Source organism: Enterobacter sp. BIDMC109, from assembly GCF_001037885.1.
Classification (GTDB): Bacteria; Pseudomonadota; Gammaproteobacteria; order Enterobacterales; family Enterobacteriaceae; genus Enterobacter; species Enterobacter hormaechei_C.
This window is the reverse complement of sequence record NZ_KQ090002.1, coordinates 3,320,474-3,341,002: the sequence shown is the minus strand read 5'-3', so window position 1 is coordinate 3,341,002 and position 20,529 is coordinate 3,320,474. Positions and strand designations below refer to the sequence as shown.

The 20,529-nt window shown below is 54.5% G+C and carries 18 protein-coding genes; 7 read left to right on the top strand and 11 right to left on the bottom strand.

The genetic code is table 11. The annotated features are described in order from the left end of the window. Positions 1-63: 63 nt before the first annotated feature. Both ybaL and SK62_RS15805 read right to left on the bottom strand, forming a co-directional pair. Positions 64-1,740: a YbaL family putative K(+) efflux transporter gene (gene ybaL, locus SK62_RS15810; protein ID WP_017383218.1), complete on the bottom strand. Its 1,677-nt coding sequence runs from the start codon at positions 1,738-1,740 to the stop codon at positions 64-66. A 232-nt stretch (positions 1,741-1,972) separates the two neighbouring features. After that, the gene (locus SK62_RS15805; RefSeq protein ID WP_015571242.1) at positions 1,973-3,193 is read right to left on the bottom strand and encodes an MFS transporter; all 1,221 of its coding nucleotides are present in this window, start codon (positions 3,191-3,193) and stop codon (positions 1,973-1,975) included. Positions 3,194-3,357: 164 nt separating this feature from the next. Between SK62_RS15805 and ushA the strand changes: the two genes are divergently transcribed. Beyond that, entirely contained in the window at positions 3,358-5,010 is a 1,653-nt protein-coding gene (gene ushA, locus SK62_RS15800) for a bifunctional UDP-sugar hydrolase/5'-nucleotidase UshA (protein WP_017383219.1), read from the top strand. Positions 5,011-5,099: 89 nt separating this feature from the next. Here ushA and ybaK read toward each other — a convergent pair whose 3' ends face one another. The 7 genes from ybaK to SK62_RS15770 all read right to left on the bottom strand — a co-directional run bounded on the left by ybaK (position 5,100) and on the right by SK62_RS15770 (position 12,156). Then, positions 5,100-5,579, bottom strand: coding sequence for a Cys-tRNA(Pro)/Cys-tRNA(Cys) deacylase YbaK (gene ybaK, locus SK62_RS15795; RefSeq protein WP_010428207.1), 480 nt, complete (start codon positions 5,577-5,579; stop codon positions 5,100-5,102). A gap of 198 nt (positions 5,580-5,777) precedes the next feature. Then, positions 5,778-6,572 carry a TraB/GumN family protein gene (locus tag SK62_RS15790; RefSeq protein ID WP_023303208.1) on the bottom strand — a complete coding sequence of 265 codons (795 nt, stop codon included), beginning with the start codon at positions 6,570-6,572 and terminating at the stop codon, positions 5,778-5,780. A 50-nt stretch (positions 6,573-6,622) separates the two neighbouring features. After that, positions 6,623-9,121 carry a copper-exporting P-type ATPase CopA gene (copA, locus tag SK62_RS15785; protein WP_023303209.1) on the bottom strand — a complete coding sequence of 833 codons (2,499 nt, stop codon included), beginning with the start codon at positions 9,119-9,121 and terminating at the stop codon, positions 6,623-6,625. A gap of 275 nt (positions 9,122-9,396) precedes the next feature. Continuing rightward, a complete protein-coding gene (locus SK62_RS15780) occupies positions 9,397-10,281 on the bottom strand; it encodes a type VI secretion system-associated protein TagO (protein WP_048249721.1) in 885 nt (294 codons plus the stop codon). Positions 10,282-10,285: 4 nt separating this feature from the next. Next, positions 10,286-10,618 carry a hypothetical protein gene (locus SK62_RS15775; RefSeq protein ID WP_010428212.1) on the bottom strand — a complete coding sequence of 111 codons (333 nt, stop codon included), beginning with the start codon at positions 10,616-10,618 and terminating at the stop codon, positions 10,286-10,288. Positions 10,619-10,731: 113 nt separating this feature from the next. Continuing rightward, positions 10,732-10,980 (bottom strand): ogr/Delta-like zinc finger family protein, encoded by a 249-nt coding sequence (locus SK62_RS22450; protein WP_045346406.1) that lies wholly within the window; start codon positions 10,978-10,980, stop codon positions 10,732-10,734. A gap of 39 nt (positions 10,981-11,019) precedes the next feature. Next, positions 11,020-12,156, bottom strand: coding sequence for a contractile injection system protein, VgrG/Pvc8 family (locus SK62_RS15770; RefSeq protein WP_048249718.1), 1,137 nt, complete (start codon positions 12,154-12,156; stop codon positions 11,020-11,022). A gap of 153 nt (positions 12,157-12,309) precedes the next feature. Here SK62_RS15770 and SK62_RS15765 point away from each other — a divergent pair, with 153 nt between their 5' ends. The 6 genes from SK62_RS15765 to SK62_RS15745 are packed head-to-tail and all read left to right on the top strand — an operon-like array spanning position 12,310 to position 17,990. Next, the gene (locus tag SK62_RS15765; RefSeq protein WP_048249915.1) at positions 12,310-13,491 is read left to right on the top strand and encodes a phage tail sheath subtilisin-like domain-containing protein; all 1,182 of its coding nucleotides are present in this window, start codon (positions 12,310-12,312) and stop codon (positions 13,489-13,491) included. Beyond that, positions 13,492-14,007: a phage major tail tube protein gene (locus tag SK62_RS15760; protein WP_047364084.1), complete on the top strand. Its 516-nt coding sequence runs from the start codon at positions 13,492-13,494 to the stop codon at positions 14,005-14,007. A gap of 48 nt (positions 14,008-14,055) precedes the next feature. Further along, positions 14,056-14,373, top strand: a complete 318-nt coding sequence (locus tag SK62_RS15755; protein WP_045342178.1) for a phage tail assembly protein — start codon at positions 14,056-14,058, stop codon at positions 14,371-14,373. Positions 14,374-14,378: 5 nt separating this feature from the next. After that, a complete protein-coding gene (locus SK62_RS22445; protein ID WP_032424037.1) occupies positions 14,379-14,534 on the top strand; it encodes a GpE family phage tail protein in 156 nt (51 codons plus the stop codon). Beyond that, positions 14,521-17,487 carry a phage tail tape measure protein gene (locus SK62_RS15750; RefSeq protein WP_048249913.1) on the top strand — a complete coding sequence of 989 codons (2,967 nt, stop codon included), beginning with the start codon at positions 14,521-14,523 and terminating at the stop codon, positions 17,485-17,487. The genes SK62_RS22445 and SK62_RS15750 overlap by 14 nt, the downstream gene beginning before the upstream one ends. Before the next feature lie 14 nt (positions 17,488-17,501). Beyond that, positions 17,502-17,990, top strand: coding sequence for a phage tail protein (locus SK62_RS15745; RefSeq protein WP_047364082.1), 489 nt, complete (start codon positions 17,502-17,504; stop codon positions 17,988-17,990). A gap of 71 nt (positions 17,991-18,061) precedes the next feature. Here the strand turns inward: SK62_RS15745 and SK62_RS15740 are convergent, their stop codons facing one another. Together SK62_RS15740 and SK62_RS15735 are read right to left on the bottom strand one after the other, a co-directional pair. Beyond that, entirely contained in the window at positions 18,062-18,466 is a 405-nt protein-coding gene (locus tag SK62_RS15740) for a tail fiber assembly protein (RefSeq protein WP_048249716.1), read from the bottom strand. An 11-nt stretch (positions 18,467-18,477) separates the two neighbouring features. Then, positions 18,478-20,529, bottom strand: coding sequence for a phage tail protein (locus tag SK62_RS15735; RefSeq protein ID WP_048249714.1), 2,052 nt, complete (start codon positions 20,527-20,529; stop codon positions 18,478-18,480).

Sequence of the window (20,529 nt, the reverse complement as noted above, 5' to 3'; positions counted from 1 at the left end):
TTAGTGTTTGTTCCCTCTCCCTGTGGGAGAGGGCCAGGGTGAGGGCATCAGGCCGCACAAAACTTAACCCGTCACCGCCTCTTCAACTGGCGGTTTCGTCAGCATTGTCAGCATTGTATTCGCAATCTCACGCTCACCCATCACCACCTGATTCGCGCCGCGCTCGGTGATGTACTCCACTTCGTCATCATAATGGGCGCGGGCAATGATTTCGATATGTGGGCATTTTTCACGGGCTGTGGCGACAATCTCGCCAGCCTCGTAACCGTTCGGGATAGTGAGCAGCAGCCAGCGAGCGCAGTCCAGATGGGCCAGATTCATAATCTCTTCGTTAGCCGCGTTGCCCAGCACCGCGCGGATGCCGCGCTCGCGAAGCTCGTCGACGCGAGTGCGGGAGGTTTCAATCACTACCAGGGGGATCCCCTGGGCCATCAGCTTCTCACCGAGCAGGCTGCCGACGCGGCCAAAACCGACCAGCAGCGCGTGGTTGCAGATATCTACGGGGATCTGTTTCTCCTCCTCAATCGCTTCTTCCAGGGTTTGCTCTTCGAGGGTTTCGGTCTTCTCGAGATATTTCTCCAGCAGGGCAAACAATACCGGGTTTAGCATGATGGAGAGGATCGCCCCCGCCAGCACCAGATTTTGCCCCGCCTGTGGCAGCAGGTTCAGGGCCATCCCCAGACCGGCAAGAATAAAGGCGAACTCGCCAATCTGCGCCAGGCTGGCGGCGATGGTCAGCGCCGTGCGCGGCGAGTGACCGAACATCCGTACCAGGAAGAAGGCGGCAACGGACTTACCAAAGATGATGATTGCCAGCGTACCCAGCACGGCCAGCGGCTGCTGAATGAGGATCAGCGGGTCGAACAGCATCCCGACGGAGACAAAGAACAGCACCGCGAATGCATCACGTAGCGGCAGGGTATCGTGCGCGGCACGGTGGCTCAGCTCGGACTCGTTCAGCACCATCCCGGCGAAGAACGCGCCCAGCGCAAAGGAGACGTCAAACAGCTCGACGGCGCCAAAGGCAATGCCCAGCGCCAGCGCAAGGACCGAAAGCGTGAACAGTTCACGCGAGCCCGTGGCGGCGCTGCGGGACATGATCCACGGCACCAGACGGCGGCCCACCAGCATCATGATGGCGATAAACGCCACGACTTTACCGATGGTAATGCTCATATCCAGCGCCAGCGAGGCGAAGCCGATATTCTCTTTTTCCATCATCCCGGCAACGGCAGGCAGCAGAACCAGCGTCAACACCATTACCAGATCTTCAACAATCAGCCAGCCTATCGCGATTTGTCCGCGCTGGCTGTCTATCAGCTGTCTCTCTTCAAGCGCGCGCAGCAGCACCACGGTACTGGCGGTTGAAAGACACAGCCCAAATACGATACCGGTCATGATTGACCAGCCCAGCACCGCCGAAAGCGCCATGCCCAGCAGCGTCGCCACCCCTATCTGGGCGATCGCTCCCGGTATGGCGATCGACTTTACCGCCATCAGATCCTTCAGGGAAAAATGCAGTCCGACGCCAAACATCAGCAGGATCACGCCCAATTCCGCCAGCTCAGGCGCCAGTTTGGTATCTGCGACAAAACCCGGCGTAAAGGGCCCTGCCAGCACGCCCGCCAGCAAATAGCCTACAAGGGGCGAAATACGCAGTTTATTGGCAATCATGCCGAGAATAAAAGCGAGCACAAGTCCACCAACAATGGTGGTGATAAGCGGTGTGGCGTGGTGCATTCCGTCTCCTTTCGCGATGGGTGATCCATTTTTGGTGCAAATACCAAAAAGCCGATTAATAGTTTATGACAATTTTTACGCTTATGTTTATGAATAATTGTTGAAATCACAATAAAAAGGCAATAAGCATGAAAAAAGGCAGATTTTGATAAATTTGCTGAGGGGAGGGAGAGGAAAGCCTTATGGCATCAGGTTATCCGGCTGCCAAAGTTTAACTTTGGCAGCCGTGAAGTCACGCTTTATGACGATTGTCAGGCAGGAATATGGTCAACATCCCCAGAAGTGGCAGGAAAGCGCAGATTTTATAGACCAGGAAGATGCTGGTGTGGTCTGCAACCATCCCCAACACGGCTGCGCCAAGGCCGCCCATGCCAAAGGCAAAACCGAAAAAGAGGCCGGAAACCATACCGATACGTCCCGGCAGCAGCTCCTGCGCGTAGACCAGGATGGCTGAAAATGCCGATGCGAGAATAAAACCAATAATCACCGTCAATATTCCGGTCCATTCCAGCGTTGCGTACGGTAAAACAAGCGTAAACGGCGCGACGCCGAGGATAGAGCCCCAAATCACATATTTACGTCCAATTTTATCCCCTACAGGGCCGCCTATCACCGTGCCTGCCGCCACCGCAAACAGGAAGGCAAAGAGGTGGAACTGGGCGTTTTGTACTGATAATCCGAATTTTTGCATCAGATAGAAGGTGTAATAGCTGCTGATGCTCGCCATATAGAAATATTTCGAGAAAATCAGCACCAGCAGCACGCTGACGGCAAGGATCACCTTATTGCGCGGAAGGGGATTGGTTATCTTCGCGGCAGGTTTTCCCTTATTTACGCGATGCTGCGCGGCATACCAGCGGCTGATTTGCGCCAGGACGACAATCGCCAGCAGCGCGGCCAGCACAAACCACGCCACGTTGCCTTTGCCGTAAGGCGCGATAATTACCGCCGCCAGCAGAGGACCGAGGGAGCTACCAAAGTTACCCCCCACCTGGAACAGAGACTGCGCCAGCCCGTGACGTCCGCCGGAGGCCATACGTGCCACGCGGGACGATTCCGGATGGAACACCGATGAACCGGTTCCCACCAGCGCCGCGGCAACCAGTACCGCCTCAAAGCTGCCCGCCATGGCCAGCAGCACCAGCCCGCTCAGGGTAAAGCACATCCCAATGGGCAGCGACCATGGCATCGGGTATTTGTCCGTCCAGTAGCCCACCACCGGCTGTAGCAGCGAAGAGGCCAGCTGGAAGGTCAGGGTGATCATCCCGATCTGCACGAAGGTTAATGAGAACTCAGATTGCAACAGCGGGTAGATCGCCAGAATCAGCGACTGGATCATGTCGTTGAGCAGATGAGAGAGACTGATTGCGCCTAATACTTTAAAGGAAGTGCGCGATTTCGGCGGCGACGCCGGAGCGCCCTGGACGGGCTGGGTTGATTCACTGATTGCCATAAATACCACGTCGATTTGTTATTAGAGATGCAGGGAGTAATTATTATCCGACTAACATACCCGTCCGTGACATTTGAAGAAAGTCGCAATTCTGAAAACTTATTTGTCTATTCTTGTGAGTCACTGTAATTTTTGCGTTTGTCTATGTGTCAGGGAGAGAGAAGATGAAGTTAATGAAGCGTGGCGTCGCGCTGGCGCTCATCGCCGCATGGGGGCTGACAAGCCTGCCCGCGCAGGCGTATGAAAAAGATAAAACCTATAAAATTACCATTCTGCATACTAACGATCATCACGGCCATTTCTGGCGCAGCGAATACGGTGAATATGGCCTGGCGGCGCAAAAAACGCTGGTGGACGGCATTCGTAAAGAGGTCGCGGCCCAGGGCGGCAGCGTCCTGCTGCTGTCGGGCGGGGATATTAATACCGGGGTGCCGGAATCTGATTTACAGGATGCCGAGCCTGATTTCCGCGGCATGAATTTAATTGGTTACGACGCGATGGCGGTCGGAAACCACGAGTTTGATAATCCGCTGAGCGTGTTGCGCCAGCAGGAGAAGTGGTCCAAATTCCCGTTCCTTTCCGCCAATATTTATCAGAAAAGCACCGGCGAGCGCCTGTTTAAACCGTGGGCGCTGTTTAAGCGTCAGGATCTGAAGATCGCGGTCATCGGCTTAACCACCGACGATACGGCCAAAATTGGCAACCCTGAATTTTTCACCGACATCGAATTTCGTAAACCGGCGGACGAAGCGAAGCTGGTGATCCAGGAGTTGCAGCAGAATGAAAAACCGGATGTGATTATCGCGACCACCCACATGGGGCATTACGATAACGGTCAGCACGGCTCTAACGCGCCGGGCGACGTGGAGATGGCGCGCAGCCTTCCTGCGGGCTCGCTGGCGATGATTGTGGGCGGTCACTCACAGGATCCGGTCTGCATGGCTTCTGAGAATAAAAAGCAGGCAGATTATGTGCCCGGCACGCCGTGCGCGCCTGATCGTCAGAACGGGATCTGGATTGTACAGGCCCACGAGTGGGGTAAATACGTTGGCCGCGCGGATTTCGAATTCCGTAACGGCGAGATGAAGCTGGTGCACTATCAGCTCATCCCGGTCAACCTGAAGAAGAAAGTGACCTACCCGGACGGCAAAAGCGAGCGGGTACTCTACACGCCAGAGATCGCTGAAAACCAGCAGATGCTCTCGCTGCTGACGCCGTTCCAGAGCAAAGGGAAAGCGCAGCTGGACGTGAAGATTGGCACGCTTAACGGACGACTGGAAGGGGACCGCAGCAAAGTCCGCTTTGTACAGACCAACATGGGGCGTCTGGTGCTGGCCGCGCAGATGGCGCGCACGAATGCGGATTTCGGCGTGATGAGCGGCGGCGGTATTCGTGATTCCATTGAAGGCGGAGACATCACCTATAAAGACGTGCTCAAAGTGCAGCCGTTTGGCAACGTGGTGGTCTATGCGGACATGAGCGGGAAGGAGGTGATTGACTACCTGACCGCCGTGGCGCAGATGAAGCCGGATTCCGGGGCGTATCCGCAGTTTGCTAACGTCAGCTTCGTCGCGAAGGACGGCAAGCTTAACGATCTCAAAATCAAAGGCGAACCGGTTGATCCGGCGAAAACCTACCGCCTGGCAACGTTAAGCTTTAACGCCACCGGCGGCGACGGCTATCCGCATATCGATAACAAACCGGGCTATGTAAATACCGGGTTTATTGATGCGGAAGTGTTGAAGCAGTTTATCCAGCAAAATTCACCGATTGACGTGAACATGTATGAGCCGAAAGGCGAGGTGAGCTGGCAGTAGTGCGTTTTTTTGCCGGGTGGCGGCTTCGCCTTACCCGGCCTACATTTGAATCGTAGGCCCGGTAAGCGCAGCGCCACCGGGCAATTTTCTCAATCCCGGCGCGCAATATCCGCAAATTTAGCGTCCAGCATTTTCGCCAGATCGCCTGCGGCCAGTTCGATATCCAGCCCGCGTTTGCCGCCAGAAATATAGATCGTCTCAAATTCCTGCGAAGGCGCATCGATCAGCGTCGGCAGACGCTTTTTCTGGCCGAGCGGGCTGATCCCGCCGACCAGATAACCCGTTGTGCGTTGCGCAACCATCGGGTCAGCCATATCGACCTTTTTCGCTCCCAGCGCTTTGGCCACTTTCTTCAGATCAAGCTGTCCGGCGACGGGCGTCACTGCCACGGCGAGGTGCTTCATATCGCCGTTCACCGCGACCAGCAGCGTTTTGTAGACCTGGTCCGCGTTCAGCCCCAGCTTGCGCACCACTTCATCACCAAAGTTGGTTTCGTTCGGATCGTGATCGTATGTGTGGATCCGGAAAGAAATTTTGTTTTTTTCGAGTAATTTAACGGCGGGAGTCATGGCTATCCTTCTTACGACAGACGATTCATACCAGCAGCATACGCCTGACGTTTGTCTAAAAAATAGCACCATCTTGCGCAATAGTATTGGCAGTGATGGTTACTTTGAGCGACAATCGGCGTAGCCGAAGGTCACTTCGGTATAATAAAAACGATGAAATTCCTCTTTGACGGGCCAATAGAGATATTGGCCATTTTTTTATTTCAGCAGCGACGGCAAATTCCCTTCTCCGTACAAATGCAACGCGCCAACCGCGACAACATAACGACCGGCAGGCAGGGCATATAGTATCTCCCGCCACGCCTGGTTGCGCGCGTTCATCAGCACATCATACAACGATTCACTGAACGTCGACGGTAACGCCAGCTTACCGTCTGCGGGCGGCGCATCCAGCCACCAGCCAATCATCGTTTGCAGCAGACGCGCGTTGGTGTGCCAGTGGGTCAGGGTATCATCCAGCAGCATCAGGCCGTCATCGGGAAGCTGGCGAAGAAGCGCAATCTGGCTGTCCGTGCCTTCCAGTTCAATGACGGACAGGTTGCGCGCCCTTGCCGCATTCAGCAGTTGATAATCGATACCGTAATCGCCGCGCAGCCCCAGGCGCTGCGCCTGGGTGGCCTGTAACACCATGGCAATTTGCCACAGGGGCAGAGTGTCGAGCATTGAGAGCGAGACGCCGGTCTCATCCGCAAGACGGGTAAGCTCAGCCAGCTGCGTCCCGTTAAGACGTTCCGCCAGGGGGCGATCGCTTTCCAGCCCGGCAAACGGCGATTCATGGCCGGAGATGTCGGCTTCGACGATCAGCGCGTCGGCGCGCTTCAGCAGTTTAATCAGGCCGGAGGGCAGGGGGGACATGTCCTGCGTGCCCATATGAATGCTTCCCACCAGGTGCAGATGCTGCCCGCCCGGAAGCGAAATATCCATACCGGGCCAGGCATAACGGCGGGGAAAAAGGGCGCGAAACGATGTTTTTAGACGATTAAACAGACCCATACGCGCTCCATGATCGGAAAGGTTCATGCTAGCGCGTACGGGTACAAGGTTCAATCCTTCGGTTTAAACCGCAGCAGACGGTTAGCGTTGCTCACCACGGTAATTGACGAGAGCGCCATCGCCGCACCCGCAACAACCGGGTTCAGCAGGGTACCGGTCAGCGGCCACAAAATCCCGGCGGCAATCGGAATGCCGAGCGAGTTATAGACGAAGGCCCCCAGCAGGTTCTGCTTCATGTTGCGCAACGTGGCTTGCGAAATCGCCAGCGCATCCGCCACCCCCATCAGGCTGTGGCGCATCAGGGTGATCGCCGCGGTTTCAATGGCGACATCGCTCCCGCCGCCCATCGCAATGCCTACGTCAGCCTGCGCCAGCGCCGGGGCGTCGTTGATGCCGTCGCCCACCATCGCCACCTGGCGACCCTGACTTTGCAGGTTCTTGATGGCGTCCGCTTTGCCGTCCGGCAGCACGCCCGCGATCACCTCATCAATACCGGCTTCTTTCGCAATGGCGTTGGCGGTGGTCGGGTTGTCCCCGGTCAGCATCACCAGACGATAGCCCGCGCGGTGCAGGCGCTGTAAGGCATCTACGCTGTCCTGGCGTAACGGATCGCGCACGGCCAGCAGCGCCGCCACCTGACCATCCCTCGCCAGCAGAACCGGCGTCGCGCCCTGAGAGGCCTGCGCGTTTAGCTCTGCGTCCAGCGCGGACGTATCAACGCCGTGTTCAGTCAGCAGTGCCTGGTTGCCCAGCAGCAGCGTATGGCCTTCGGCTTCACCGCTGACCCCTAAACCGCGCAGGGTGCGGAAGTTGCTGACCTGCGGCAGACGGCCATCACCGGCTTTCTCCAGGATGGCGCGCGCCAGCGGGTGGCTGGAACCTTGTTCCAGCGCGGCGGCAAGGCGCAGGGCGTCCGTCTCCGTACAGCCAACGGTACTGACGGCCACCACCTGCGGTTTGCCCTCGGTGAGCGTGCCGGTTTTATCAAAGACAAGGGTGTCCAGCGTGCTTGCCCGTTGCAGGGCGTCAGCATCACGGACCAGTACGCCAAATTCGGCGGCGCGTCCGACGCCAGAGATAATCGACATCGGCGTGGCCAGGCCAAGGGCACAAGGGCAGGCGATGATCAGCACCGTGGTGGCGATCACCAGGGTGTAGACAATCTGCGGCGCCGGGCCGAAGAAATACCAGATCGCCGCGCTCAGCAGGGCAATACCGACGACCACCGGCACAAAAATGGCGGAGATTTTATCGGCAAGCTGACCAATCTCCGGCTTACTGCTCTGCGCCTGGCGGACCATGCGAATGATGCGTGACAGCGTGGTATGGCTCCCGACCGCGCTGGCGCGGAACAGTACGCTGCCGTCCTGTACCACCGTACCCGCATGCACCGCATCGCCCTGAGATTTCTGCTGGGGTATCGGCTCGCCGGTCAGCATCGCTTCATCCAGCCAGGCATCGCCCTGGGTGATTTCACCGTCGACGGGCACGCGGTCGCCGGTGGTCAGGCGCAGCGTCATTCCCGGCTGTACCTCTGAGAGCGGAACGCTTTTTTCCCCGTCGTCCGTGACCACGCGGGCCGTCGGCGGGGTTAAATCGAGTAATCTTTCCAGCGCTTTCGACGAGCGCTGACGCGCGCGGGCTTCGAGCATATGGCCTAAGTTAATCAGACCGATAATCATCGCACTCGCTTCATAATAGAGATGGCGCGCCTCCATCGGGAACCACTGCGGCCAGACGTTCACGCTCATCGAATACAGCCACGCCGCGCCGGTACCGAGCGCGACCAGCGTGTCCATCGTCGCGGTGCGGTTTTTCAGGCTCTTCCAGGCGCTGGTATAGAAATGTCCGCCAGCAAACACCATCACCGCAAGGGTAATCAGACCAATCACCAGCCACAGGGTGCGGTTGTCAGCGGTGACCATCATGTTGTCACCCATCATGCCCCACACCATCACCGGAATACCGACCAGCAGGGCGACAATCGCCTGCCAGCGGAAACGCTTCATAGTGGCGACAGCCGTTTCCTGCTGGCGCTCGCGGCGCTCGGCATCATCTTCGATGGCCTCCGCCCCGTAGCCCGCTTTCTCCACGGCCTGCACTAACTCTGCGGCGGAGGCGCTGCCCATCACCAGCGCAGTACGCTCCGCCAGGTTTACCCGTGCCTGTGCGACGCCCGGTACCGCCTGTAAGGCGTTTTGTACCCGGGAGACGCAGCTGGCGCAGCTCATGCCGTTGATCAGCAGCTGTTGGCTGTCATCAATATCATCAGCTACCGGAAGCTCAGGAGTGGCCGCTGTCAGTGCTTCCGACGGGGATGATGACTCTGCCAGCGGTTTAGCCTTTGGGTGGCTTAACTCCGCCCCGTAACCGGCCTGTTTAATGGTATCAATCAGCGCGTCGGCGCTGGCGCTGCCGGTCACGGCGGCATGATCGATACTCACCTCAGCGCTTTCCACGTCAGGACGCTGCTCCAGGCTTTCTTTAACGCGTTTGACACAGTGGCCGCAGGAGAGGCCGTCCAGTGTCAGGTCAATAGTGTGAGACATAACAAAACTCCCGTATAATGTTCTGGTCAATTGTTGACCTTCACTCTGCTTTTCGCTAACTGTTATGAAGGTTAAACCTTCCATCAAGGGGAAGGTCAAGAATTTAAATTGCTGATTGAAAGGGATTTTTAAAATCAGCGTCCACATAGCGTCCACACTTCGACAAAAGTGTCCACATTACAATGACAAAGCCCCGCTTAATGAGCGGGGCTTTTTTCATAACAAGTTACTCTTCATCGTCTGAAGGTAGCTCTGTTTAATGACATAAACTTCGTTTACTTCCAACCACAAGCTTTTTGAAGCGGTTTCATTGCATCTGAAAGGCCCTTCAGATCGAAGGTTGCACTCACAGGGGCTTCATTGTATGGGGTGATTCTGGTGAACATTTTGTCTGCTTTGGCTAGAGATTTAATGAAGTCAATGTCACTACCCTTGTAAAAAACCGCTTTGGTATCAGTTGAGATAGACCATTCTTTTTCAACTGCTTTCTGCTTATCCAAGCGGTAGAGCATGCTCGTTTGCTCAAGGCCTAGGTACACATCCCAGTTAATGAATACCTCCGTTTTCTTTTCGCGGCAGGCTACATACATTGTTGGAATCACACTTTCTCCAAAAGGTGTTCGAATGTAATCATTACTGTTAAGTGAGAGGATTATGTTTTTTGAGTCGTCTACCGGCGAGGTGCTAATTGATGTTTGCCACTTGCCAGGGTTAGAAACAGAATTTTCTACAGCTTCAGTTTCTGCGGATGTAGTTTGCGGGAATAACTTGTCGAAACATGCCAGCCTTTTAGTGCCATTAATTTCACTTTGGCACTCTAACAACTTAGCTCGGTCAGGTTGCTGATAATCAGTTTTTGCTGACGTGTTTATCGTGCTTGTTGTAGCTTTAAACGTTGGTGAGAAGAAGCGATCGTAACAAGATAGTCGTTTATCGTTATCTTTCTCCTCAGGGCATTGATCTCTACTCTCGAATTTATCAGCATTTTGTGTTCGTGATGGCGGTATTGATTTGTCGTAACAAGAAAGTCGTTCAGCATTATTTTCCATAGCCCGACATTCAAGGACTGCATTGAAGTTTTTATGTTCACTTCCTGCGTATACAGACGCTGCATTGAGTGCCATAAATGATGCTATTGCATTTAAAAACAGCTTTTTCATTTAATCATCCCTTTGGTCTTGTGAGGAATACAAGGATACCGATGATTATGTCGCCTATAACCCAGACACTAGCGATTGCCATTAAACCTAGACCGGTACCAATTGCAGCCCCAGCTCTTTCTGCATCGGAAGTTGCGTGATTTATTACTTCACCACTACCACCTAATCCTGCGAAGAGGCAGTAGATCATAAATAAGTTGAACAGTATAAAAGCCCACTTGATGACTTTTCCAAAAAGTGAACGCCGTGGCTTTTTAAGTTGCTTCCCACATGACGGGCAGCGTAATGCTGTATCACTTACATCCTTAAGACACTCTGGACAGCTAACCAATGCCATAAACAAATCTCCTTAAATGAAAATCTTATCTTTTTGTTACAAATCATTGGGATTTTATCGGATTTGGACGCATTGACAAGCGAAAAGCCCCGTTACACAAACGGGGCTTTTGTTTAAATAATCAGGCTAAGTTGATTATTTCCGTAGTGCGAGGCGGGAAAGGCATCGCGGGGGATGAAGTCTGGCGGTAACGGCGCAGTACCTGCACGCTTTGTTACCTCCCTTTCCACGCTGTTAAGCGTGGTGAATGACCGGCTACATTCCAGATTCTGACACTGGTGATATTGCCGGATTGTCATATCGGTTATTTTACGGCTGGTACGAGTGCGGGCCATAGCGCCGCAAAATGGACATCTGAACATAATGATGGCTCCCCTGTGGGAGTTGAACTCCATTTCATTTTATTCAGTTTCCGCTATCCAGTCAGGTATTTTCGCTTCCAGCTCCAGTCGGGTGGTAAAGCCGCTGTCGTCGATGACGTGCTCAGCAAGCGCAATGATCCAGTCCTGATTATCAATTTCATCCTTAAAACCGCTAACCGTGATGTGCATTTCGGGGTATAACTCAGCGCGGCCACGCGCCAGGGTGATCGAAAACTCTGCCGCGCCACGCTGAAGCTGTTGCCACTTTGCCGCTGCCGCACGTTTCGCCGCCTCTTCATTCTGGTAAGTTTTGCGCAGTACATAGACGTTACCGTCTGCGCCCTCCATGTAATCGCCCTCACGGCTGCTGCTCTTCTCTTTTTTGGGCTTTGCTGGCTTACGGCGCTTTACGCTGACCTTTTTCTTTTTGCCGAAATTGAGATCCAGCCAGTAAGCCCTGACGCCGGTATACGCATCCCGATCGGCAATACGAAAGCGGTGACGGTCGCCACTCGTGCGGTCAATGCTGGCAGAGGGTATTGCCTTCCCGTCAGCGGTTACACCGCCACCCGGCAGGATAAACAGCAGACTGCCGTTCTTTACGGTGGCAATTGCACCCAGCATTTCCGCCATGCGGGTAAGGAAAGACATATCGCTTTCCTGCGTCTGGTCGGCGTGATCAATCTCAATATCCATGAGCATTTCACTGATTTGTGCCTTAAGTCCGTAACGGTGCGCTATGGTCGACACGACGCGCTCGACGGTCACGTCATGCCATGAGACTTCGCGCTTTATGTTGAACTCTTCACGAAAATCAGCGCTGCGGGCAGTAATACCAATGATATCACCCGGCCCTTCATGGGATACCTCATCAACCGTGTACAGTCCCTTGTAAATCAGCGACTCACCCAGCCAGCCAATTGATACCGCAAGCTCAGCGCCACGCGGAGGCAGAGCAACCATACCGTCACTGTCATCAATAGAAATGGAAAGCTGATCGGCATCAAAACCCCGGTTGTCCGTCAGTGACAACGACATGATCCGCTCGTCAAGCTGCGTCCGTACCTTACCGCCCATCGTTATGCTGAATCCCGGACTTTTTACCGCCTCGGTAAGTGAATCGTTATAACTGCTGATGGCGTCGTTAAGTGATTTTGTCAGGTCTGTAAGTGCCATGCTTTCCCCCTTCTTTCGGCGAAGGATCCCACGCGCGCGGGAGAGACTAAATCGGTTTTTGTTGTCGCAGTCCGGCCAGACCCGCAATAGCGTGAGTGGTGTTCAGACATGAGGGATTATCACTGCGAACTCAATAACGTAATGGTGGCTAACATGTCAGAGACACGTTTCCACGGTGTACGCGTCCGGGAGAATACCGACCTGGTGACAGCCATCAATGACATTGAATCAAGTGTCATTGGGGTCGTTGCCGTGGCGGATGATGCCGACGCTGATACCTTTCCCCTGAATACCCCCGTGTTACTGACGCGGGTTAACAACGTGCTGGGTAAGGCGGGTAAAACCGGCTCCCTGTACAAAACGCTTAAAGCCATCGCTGACCAGACCAGCCCGAAGGTCATCGTTGTGCGCGTGGCAGCAGCCACGGAAGAGGAAGGCGGTAAAACGCAGTCGCAGCTCATCATGGGTGGCACGGCAGAAGACGGTAGCTATACCGGCATGTACGCATTTCTGACGGCTGAACAGAAGGTGGGCTATCGTCCGCGCATTCTGGCCGCGCCAGACTACGACACGGAAGAAGTGACCTCTGCGCTGTGCGTCATTGCGCAGAATCTGCGTGCGTTTGTTTATGCCAGTTGTTACGGCTGCACGACGATGGCAGAAGCTATCGCCTACCGCGCTACCTTTGCCTATCGTGAGCTAATGCTTATCTGGCCTGACTTCATCGCATACAACCCTCAGACCGGAGAAGATGAAATCTTCCCGGCCCCCGCCTATGCCTGCGGGCTTCGCGCGCTGATTGACAACAATCAGGGCTGGCATAAATCGCTTTCCAACGTGGCGGTCAAGAACGTGCTGGGTATTTCGCAGGATGTTTTCTGGTCGCTTCAGGCCGAAGACAGCGACGCGAACGAACTGAACAACAAGGAGATCACGACGCTCATCAAGCGTAACGGTTTCCGGTTCTGGGGCAACCGCGTTACCGACACCAAAGATTATATCTTTGAGGTTTATACCCGAACTGCACAGATTCTGGCTGACAGTATCGCTGAGGCGCAATTTGAATCAGTGGACGAACCGCTAACCCCGGCCAACGTCAAGGATGTGGTCAGCGGCATCAGCGGCAAACTCAATTCGCTGGTGACGCAGGGGCGGCTAATTGGTGCTGAATGCTGGTTTGATATCCTGGATAACCCGACAACCGGTCTCCGCCAGGGTCAGGTACGCATTCGCTATAAATATACACCGGTTCCGCCAATGGAAGATTTGACGCTCTACCAGACCTTCACGGACGAGTATTTCGAATCGGCGTTTTCTTCCCTGGGAGGTGCATAAATGGCGGTTCCTCACAAACTGCGCCTGTTCACCTGCTTTGTGAACGGCAGCAACTGCATCGGCAAAGTATCTTCCGTGACGCTGCCAAAACTGACCCGTAAAACTGAAGACTTTCAGGGCGGCGGGATGATTGGCTCCGCTGCGGTGGATCTCGGTCTGGACAGTGGCGCGCTGGATACCACAATGGTGGTTGGCGGTCTGGTTCAGTCTTTACTGCTGAACTACTGCGGCGATATCGACGAAACCCGCTTCCGCTTCGCCGGTGAATATTACACCGATGGAGAAAGCCTGCTTGTTGAGGTTGAACTGCGCGGCCGTATCACCGAAATGGACGGCGGTGAAAGCAAGCAGGGAGAAGACACCTCCGTCAGCTACACAATGAAGAACACCTATTACAGGCTCACTATCGACGACAAGCCGCTGTTTGAGTTTGATCTGCTGAACTTCATCTACAAGAAAGATGGCAAAAATATCTACCCTGACCGCATAACGTCTGCGCTGGGAATGGGTAACTGATTAACCTGATAAGTGGCGGCACATCCGTGCCGCCCGGAGTATTCAAGAATGAGCAAGAAAACCGATAACGCCATTACGCTGGCAAAACCCGTTGTTCGCGGCGATGAGAAAATTACCCAGGTAACGATCACGGATGAGATCAAACAGGCTGGCTCTCTGCGCGGGCTGAAGCTGGTTAATGTGATGAATATGGATGTGGATTCGGTGGCGGTATTGCTAACCCGCGTCACATCACCGCGACTCAAACAGACCGAAATCAACGAAATGGATACCCGCGATTTTGTCAGTCTGTCTGAAGCGCTCGTCCCTTTTTTGACACCTGCGGGGTCTGGAGCGTCGAGCGAGGCGGAGACGGAGAATCAGTAACCCTCCTGCGGTTCGACCTGATCGACGATCTGGTTGCTGATATCGCGGTTGTTTTCAACTGGCCGCCCTCTGAAGTCTTCACGATGGAACTGGGCGAAGTCATAGCCTGGCGTGAACGGGCGGCTGTCCGAAGTGGAGCCAGTGACAGTGAAAAGCCTTAATATTCGCGTCGCGTTCAGCGCGATCGATAAACTTACCCGCCCGGTCAATGCCGCCCGCCAGAGTGCGGGCGGTTTGTCTGAATCCCTCAAAAAAACGCAGTCCAGTATTAAAGATCTGGACAGTCAGTCCCGCACGTTCAACCGTCTGCGCGACAGCGTGCAAAAGACCTCCCGCAAAATTGACGACGCCAGCCGGGCGCTTGAAGGGCTGAATCAGGCACAGCGGGAAGGTACACAACTTACAGACAAGCAAAAAGCACATATGGCAGCGCTGGCCGTAAAGCTGGAGCGCCTTAATTCTGCGCGCAAGCAGGAAATGGTTAAGCTGCGCGCCGCCTCACAGGCACTGCGCAGCCACGGCGTTTCACTGGTCGGCAGTGACCGCACCATTCAGAGTGCCATTCGTCGTACTGAACAGTACAACCAGACCCTTGAGCGGGAACGGCGACAGCTTTCTGCGGTCACGCAGGCACGTGCGCGCTATGACCAGATGCAGCAAACGGCTGGTAAACTTCGCGGCGGGGGCACGATGGCCGTTGCCGGGGCCACTGCTGCCGGTTACGTAGCGGGGCGCTTTTTATCCCCCGCCGTTGGGTTTGACCGTGAAATGTCCCGTGTGCAGGCGCTAACCCGCATAGATAAAAGCTCAGCAGACTTTTCCGCACTCCGCGATCAGGCCAAAAAGCTGGGTGCTGAAACGCAGTTCACAACGACTGACGCTGCCAGCGGGCAGGCGTTTCTCGCTATGGCCGGTTTCACTCCGCAGGCCATTCAGGCCGCGCTGCCCGGCGTACTCAATATGGCGCTGGCCGGTGGTATGGATTTAGGCGAAAGTGCCGATATCAGCTCAAACATCCTGTCTCAGTTCCGCCTCGATCCCAAAGAAATGGATCGCGTCAGTGACGTATTAACTGGCGCGTTCACCCGCACCAACACCGATCTGCAAAATATCGGCGAGGCAATGAAGTACGCCGGGACAGGTATGTCCAACCTTGGCGTCAGCGTCGAACAGACCACGGCCATGATCGGTGTGATGGCGAACGTAGGTTTGCGCGGGAGTATCGCCGGTACAGGTTTGCAGGCCACATTTTCACGCCTTGCCGCGCCAACAGGCAGGGCAAAAACCGCGCTTAAAGAACTGGGTGTAGAAGTTGCTGACGCAACGGGGAAAATGCGCCCTGCTGAAGTGGTTCTAACCGATCTCTACAAAAAGATCAGCAAATACGGGGATACCGACAAGCTCTCATTCTTCAAAGATATTGCCGGTGAAGAGGCGTCAAAGTCATTCCAGGCGCTGGTTATGTCAGCCGGGAGTGGCGAACTTCAGAAGCTGCTGGGTGAACTGAAAAACGCCAAAGGTGAGGCGCAGAAAGCCGCCAAAATAATGGCGGATAACCTTGATGGTGATCTCAAGAATCTGGACAGCGCCTGGGAAGGCTTCCGCATCCAGATTAACGATCTCGTCAACAATCAGTTGCGTGCCCTTACTCAGGGACTGAGTGAAGTTGTGGGAAATATGACGCAATGGGCGAAAGAAAATCCGAAGCTTGCCCAGTCCCTGCTGGTTGTCGGCGGTAGCGTTCTGACACTGACCGCCGCGATTGGCGGCACATCGCTGGCGATTGGCCTGCTTATGGGGCCGCTGGCTAAACTCCAGTTAGGCTTTACCCTGCTGACAGGGGGCAGAGGTATAACCGGAACGATTGCCGCTCTCAGAACACTCGGCACGGCTTCCGGCCCGGCGATGGCTAGCGTGCACGGGTGGGGGCCAGTTCTCGGCTCGTTAGCAGGGAAAATGCGAGGCGTTTCAGCCATCATCCCCGCTATGCGTGGTGCACTTATAGGGGCATTTCTCGCGCCCGGTGCCGCGCTGGGAGCATTAACTAAAAACCTCGGAATGCTCGCTCTTCGCCTGACGGGCTTACCGGCCATATGGAGCATGATCACTGCTGCGGTGTCTATGCTGGGTACAGCACTGTCACTGCTGTTTAGCCCGATTGGCCTGATAGTGGCAGCGTTTATTGCAGCAGGCGTGCTTATCTGGCGGTATTGGGAACCTCTTAAAGCATTTTTTGCTGGCGTGTTCACCGGCATCATGGAAAGACTTTCCCCATTACGCGAGACCTTCGCGCAATTCAGCCCCATCTTTGACGCGATAGGCAGCACTGTCAGCCAGGTCTTTAACTGGTTCAAATCTTTGCTTTCCCCGATGGAGTCCAGCAAGGAAACACTGGATAAGTGCGCCAGCGCTGGTGAGGTATTCGGTAACGTTCTTGGTGGTGCTCTCCAGCTTGTTCTGGCGCCTGCAAAAATGCTGCTGGATACACTGGCATGGATCCTTGAAAAGCTCGGCGTTCTGCCTGATGAAGCTGAAAAAGCCAGGAAGAAGATCGAGGACGCGCAACGCATGGCCGTTCTTCAGGACAAAGTAGCCCTTCTTCAGGGCGATATCGCTAAAGTTGCACCGAAAAAAGTTGAGGTGAAAAACGTTCCGCCTGGCACACCGCAACCCTCATCACCGCTGACCGGCGATAACGGCACTATGCGCCGGTTGCAGAGTATCGACAGCAACACCAAAGCGACAGCCGACAACACGAAGAAGATCGGCCCCGGCGATATCGTGTTTAAAAACCTGCCGCGTGCGCTGGCCGTTCGTGGGGAATGGAAGGAGTCGCAGCTTGCCAGCACCACTACGGCAGGCCGGTTAAGTGAACGTCCCGCAGTGGTGGCGGCATCGCTTCCAGTTAAACAGGCGGAACTTCAGCCAGTCAGCCGCAGCGCCAGCAATATACCGCTTGCCGCTGGCGGCTTTACGGGGGAAATCCATGTACACCTGCACGGCGTTGACCGGCAGGACGCGCGCGAAATTGGCAGGATTGCCGCCGACGCCGTAAGTGCCGAATTCGCCCGCCGTGAACGGCTCAACCGTGGCAGCTTCAAAGACAGAGATTAAGGGGACGCAACATTATGATGATGATATACGGGATGTTCGTTTTTGAACTGAAAACGCTGCCTTACCAGCAGCTACGCCATTCGCTTAACTGGCGACACGTAAAAAATGACCGCATCAACAGATCGGCAAAATGGCAGTACATCGGTGCGGGGGAAACACAGATCAACCTTGATGGGGTGCTTTACCCTGAAATTACGGGCGGCGACGTGTCTCTTACCGTTCTGGCAACGCAGGCATATACCGGGCGCCCCTGGCCTTTAATCAGCGGCGCGGGGCAGATTTACGGCATGTATGTGCTGACCGGGCTTCAGGCCACGCATACAGAATTTGACCGCTACGGAAAGGCGAAAAAAATAGAATTCTCGATCAGTTTTCAGCGCTGTGATGAAGACCTACGAGAACGCCTGCAAGCGTCGTCCGTTGGCGATCTGCTTTCAGGCCTGAAGGATAAAGCTACGTCCGCCTACAACTCTGCCAGTAGTACACTGTCGGGCTTGTACTGACGGCATCCACATAAAACTAAAGCGGGCATTTGCCCGCTTCATCTCCTGGCGGCAAGTGCCGGAACATGGACTTACTCCGGCTTATCAGGCCATTCAATATCAGGGACTTTACTGGTATCAACACGGTTCAGCAAAACACGATACCTCTTCCACGCCCTGAGAGATTCCATTTCTTCATCAGTTGCAATATCAAGATCAGCGGCATCCTGTAGCGGGGTGATACTGGCATTTGCCTCCTCCATTAATGCTGTGCGCTTGTCTTCTGCCTGCGCCACTAATTCCACCTGGGTAGGTTCAGGCGGATCAGTCAGAACCGGTGTTCCAGCGCTATCTGCGGAGATGAATTTCCCTTTGGATTGACCTTCCAGAAGAGATAAATATACATCCTCACTGATCTCCACTGCATCAGTCGGAATGGCTTCATTCACTTCATCGCAATAGAATCCCAGCTCTGATTTCGAAAAATAATAATTCATCGTTTATCTTCCTAATAACCAATTGCAAACCAACATAACTGGCGATCTGTTGCGGCAGTATTTGACAGGGAATATTGTGATGCCGATTTAATAAATCCCGTCATTGAGTTTTCGCCAGCCGTTCGCTCTATGTTGTTTGATACCGTCAGCGATGCGCAACCAGTCGGAAACGAAACCGGGAAACTGAATGTCCGCGTGGTTGCACCGCTAACGCTCTCAATCCCCCACTGAAATATCATTCCCGTGTTTGAATCTTTAAACCATCCGCGTGACCCTTTTGATGCGGTATTGACCTTCTGGAAAGTGCTGTTAGCCAGCGTCTTGGTATAAAACCGGTTATCGAAATTCTCATAGCTGCCCGGCTTAATCTGGCCTCTCGCCTCCACATTCCCGCCACGGGTATCGACAAAGACCGTGACGCCCTCACTGCCGGTAAGGGTGCAATAAAATCCGATACCGTTCCATGATTTCAGCATCAGGTTATTACTGGAAAAACCTGCGGCATCCTCGCCCTGATAAATCCCCGTTGCGTTCCTGATTTTCACGCCTTCAGAGAAAGTGACCTCTTTCTGGTAGGTGCCCCCCTTTGACGCTGAAACGGCATCGACTTCATCAGCCGAGGGTGGGTTATTTGAATCGTAGAGCTTAATCCAGCCCTGCCACTCGCCGTTCATTTTTGTGCGGTGGCGTAATGGTTCATCGGGGCGACCAGCACGCCAGCCAATCTGGCGACCAGTATTCTGATCATACTGGCAATGAATCAGCTCAGAAGCCTGATTCGCGACAGGGCCATGAACACCCTCGGCGCTCATTCTGAAAAAACCATTAAAATTGATATTATTAGCATCAGTCAGGCCGACTCCTGCCACCGCACCCACACCAAAATCACCCACCTTCAAGACCCGCCCGCCAGTGGTATCGGTGCTGGAGGTGGTCACATCTTTTGTGGCAGCTGTACCCGCATCATCCAGATTCGTGGTTTTCAGGCTGATATCTTTGGTGCCGTCAAAATCCACACCTGCAATTTTTCGCGCGGTGGCGAGTTTCTTAGCCGCTTCGGCAGTGCCCTTTACTGGCAGCGCCCCCACATCGTCAGCCGTTGGCTTATATCCCTCATGGTAAACAGCCTTGTCGTCATACTTCAGCTCGCCCGTATGCTTCAGTTGCAGAAACTTATTCGACGCACCGTTAGCGATATACACATCTGAGTTACCCACCCCGAATGACACGCTGCCGATCGCGGTTTTAATTCCAAACCCGCCTGTCAGCCAGCCGCCCGCTATCGGTAAACGGGTATTCGCATTTTCATTGGCCGCTTTTGCATTATCGTTTGCTACCTTCACCGCTTTCGGTGTCGCTGCGAGCACCTCGGACGTGCTGTCGGTTGCGCTACTGAGCTGAATAATGCCTTTCTGCGATGTGGTAGCGTCCTGAGCCGTGTATTTCGCTTTTGCAAGGTCATACGCCGCCTTAACTGCTTTCGGCGTCGCTGCGAGTGTCTCAGACGTGCTGTCGGTCGCACTGCTTAGCTGAGTGAAACCTTTTGCGGTGAGCGAGGCGTCGGGGTGTCGGCGTGACTGCTCATGCTCCGCGAGCTTATCGTCGACATAGTCCTGCGTGGCCATCACCAGTGTGGTATCAATGGCCAGCTCGACCGACTCGATATCACTCACCATGATTACCATACGCACGGTCTGCGCACGTCCTGACCCTTCCGCCAGTTCTGGCTTGTAGCTTTCAGCCATATTGCCGACCGCAATCAGTGTGCCGGTATCATCATAAAGCCCCATTTCGCGCATCCAGAAACCACCGGTCTCAGGCGGGATAACCAGCTCCGCCACGACATAATTCTTATTCTTTTTGTCCTGGCTGATTTTGTTCAGCGCGTGACGCCAGACCTCTTTAACGAGCTTTGTCTGATTCGGGTCAGGCGTCGGCAACGTGCCGCCACCGTCGCCCACGGCCATCGCCGTAAAGTTCACCTTTTTCCCGTTCGGAATGGTTGCTGCCGCGAGTTTTTCCGCACCGGCTTTGGTGATAACTGTTTTAAATTTCACTGCCAT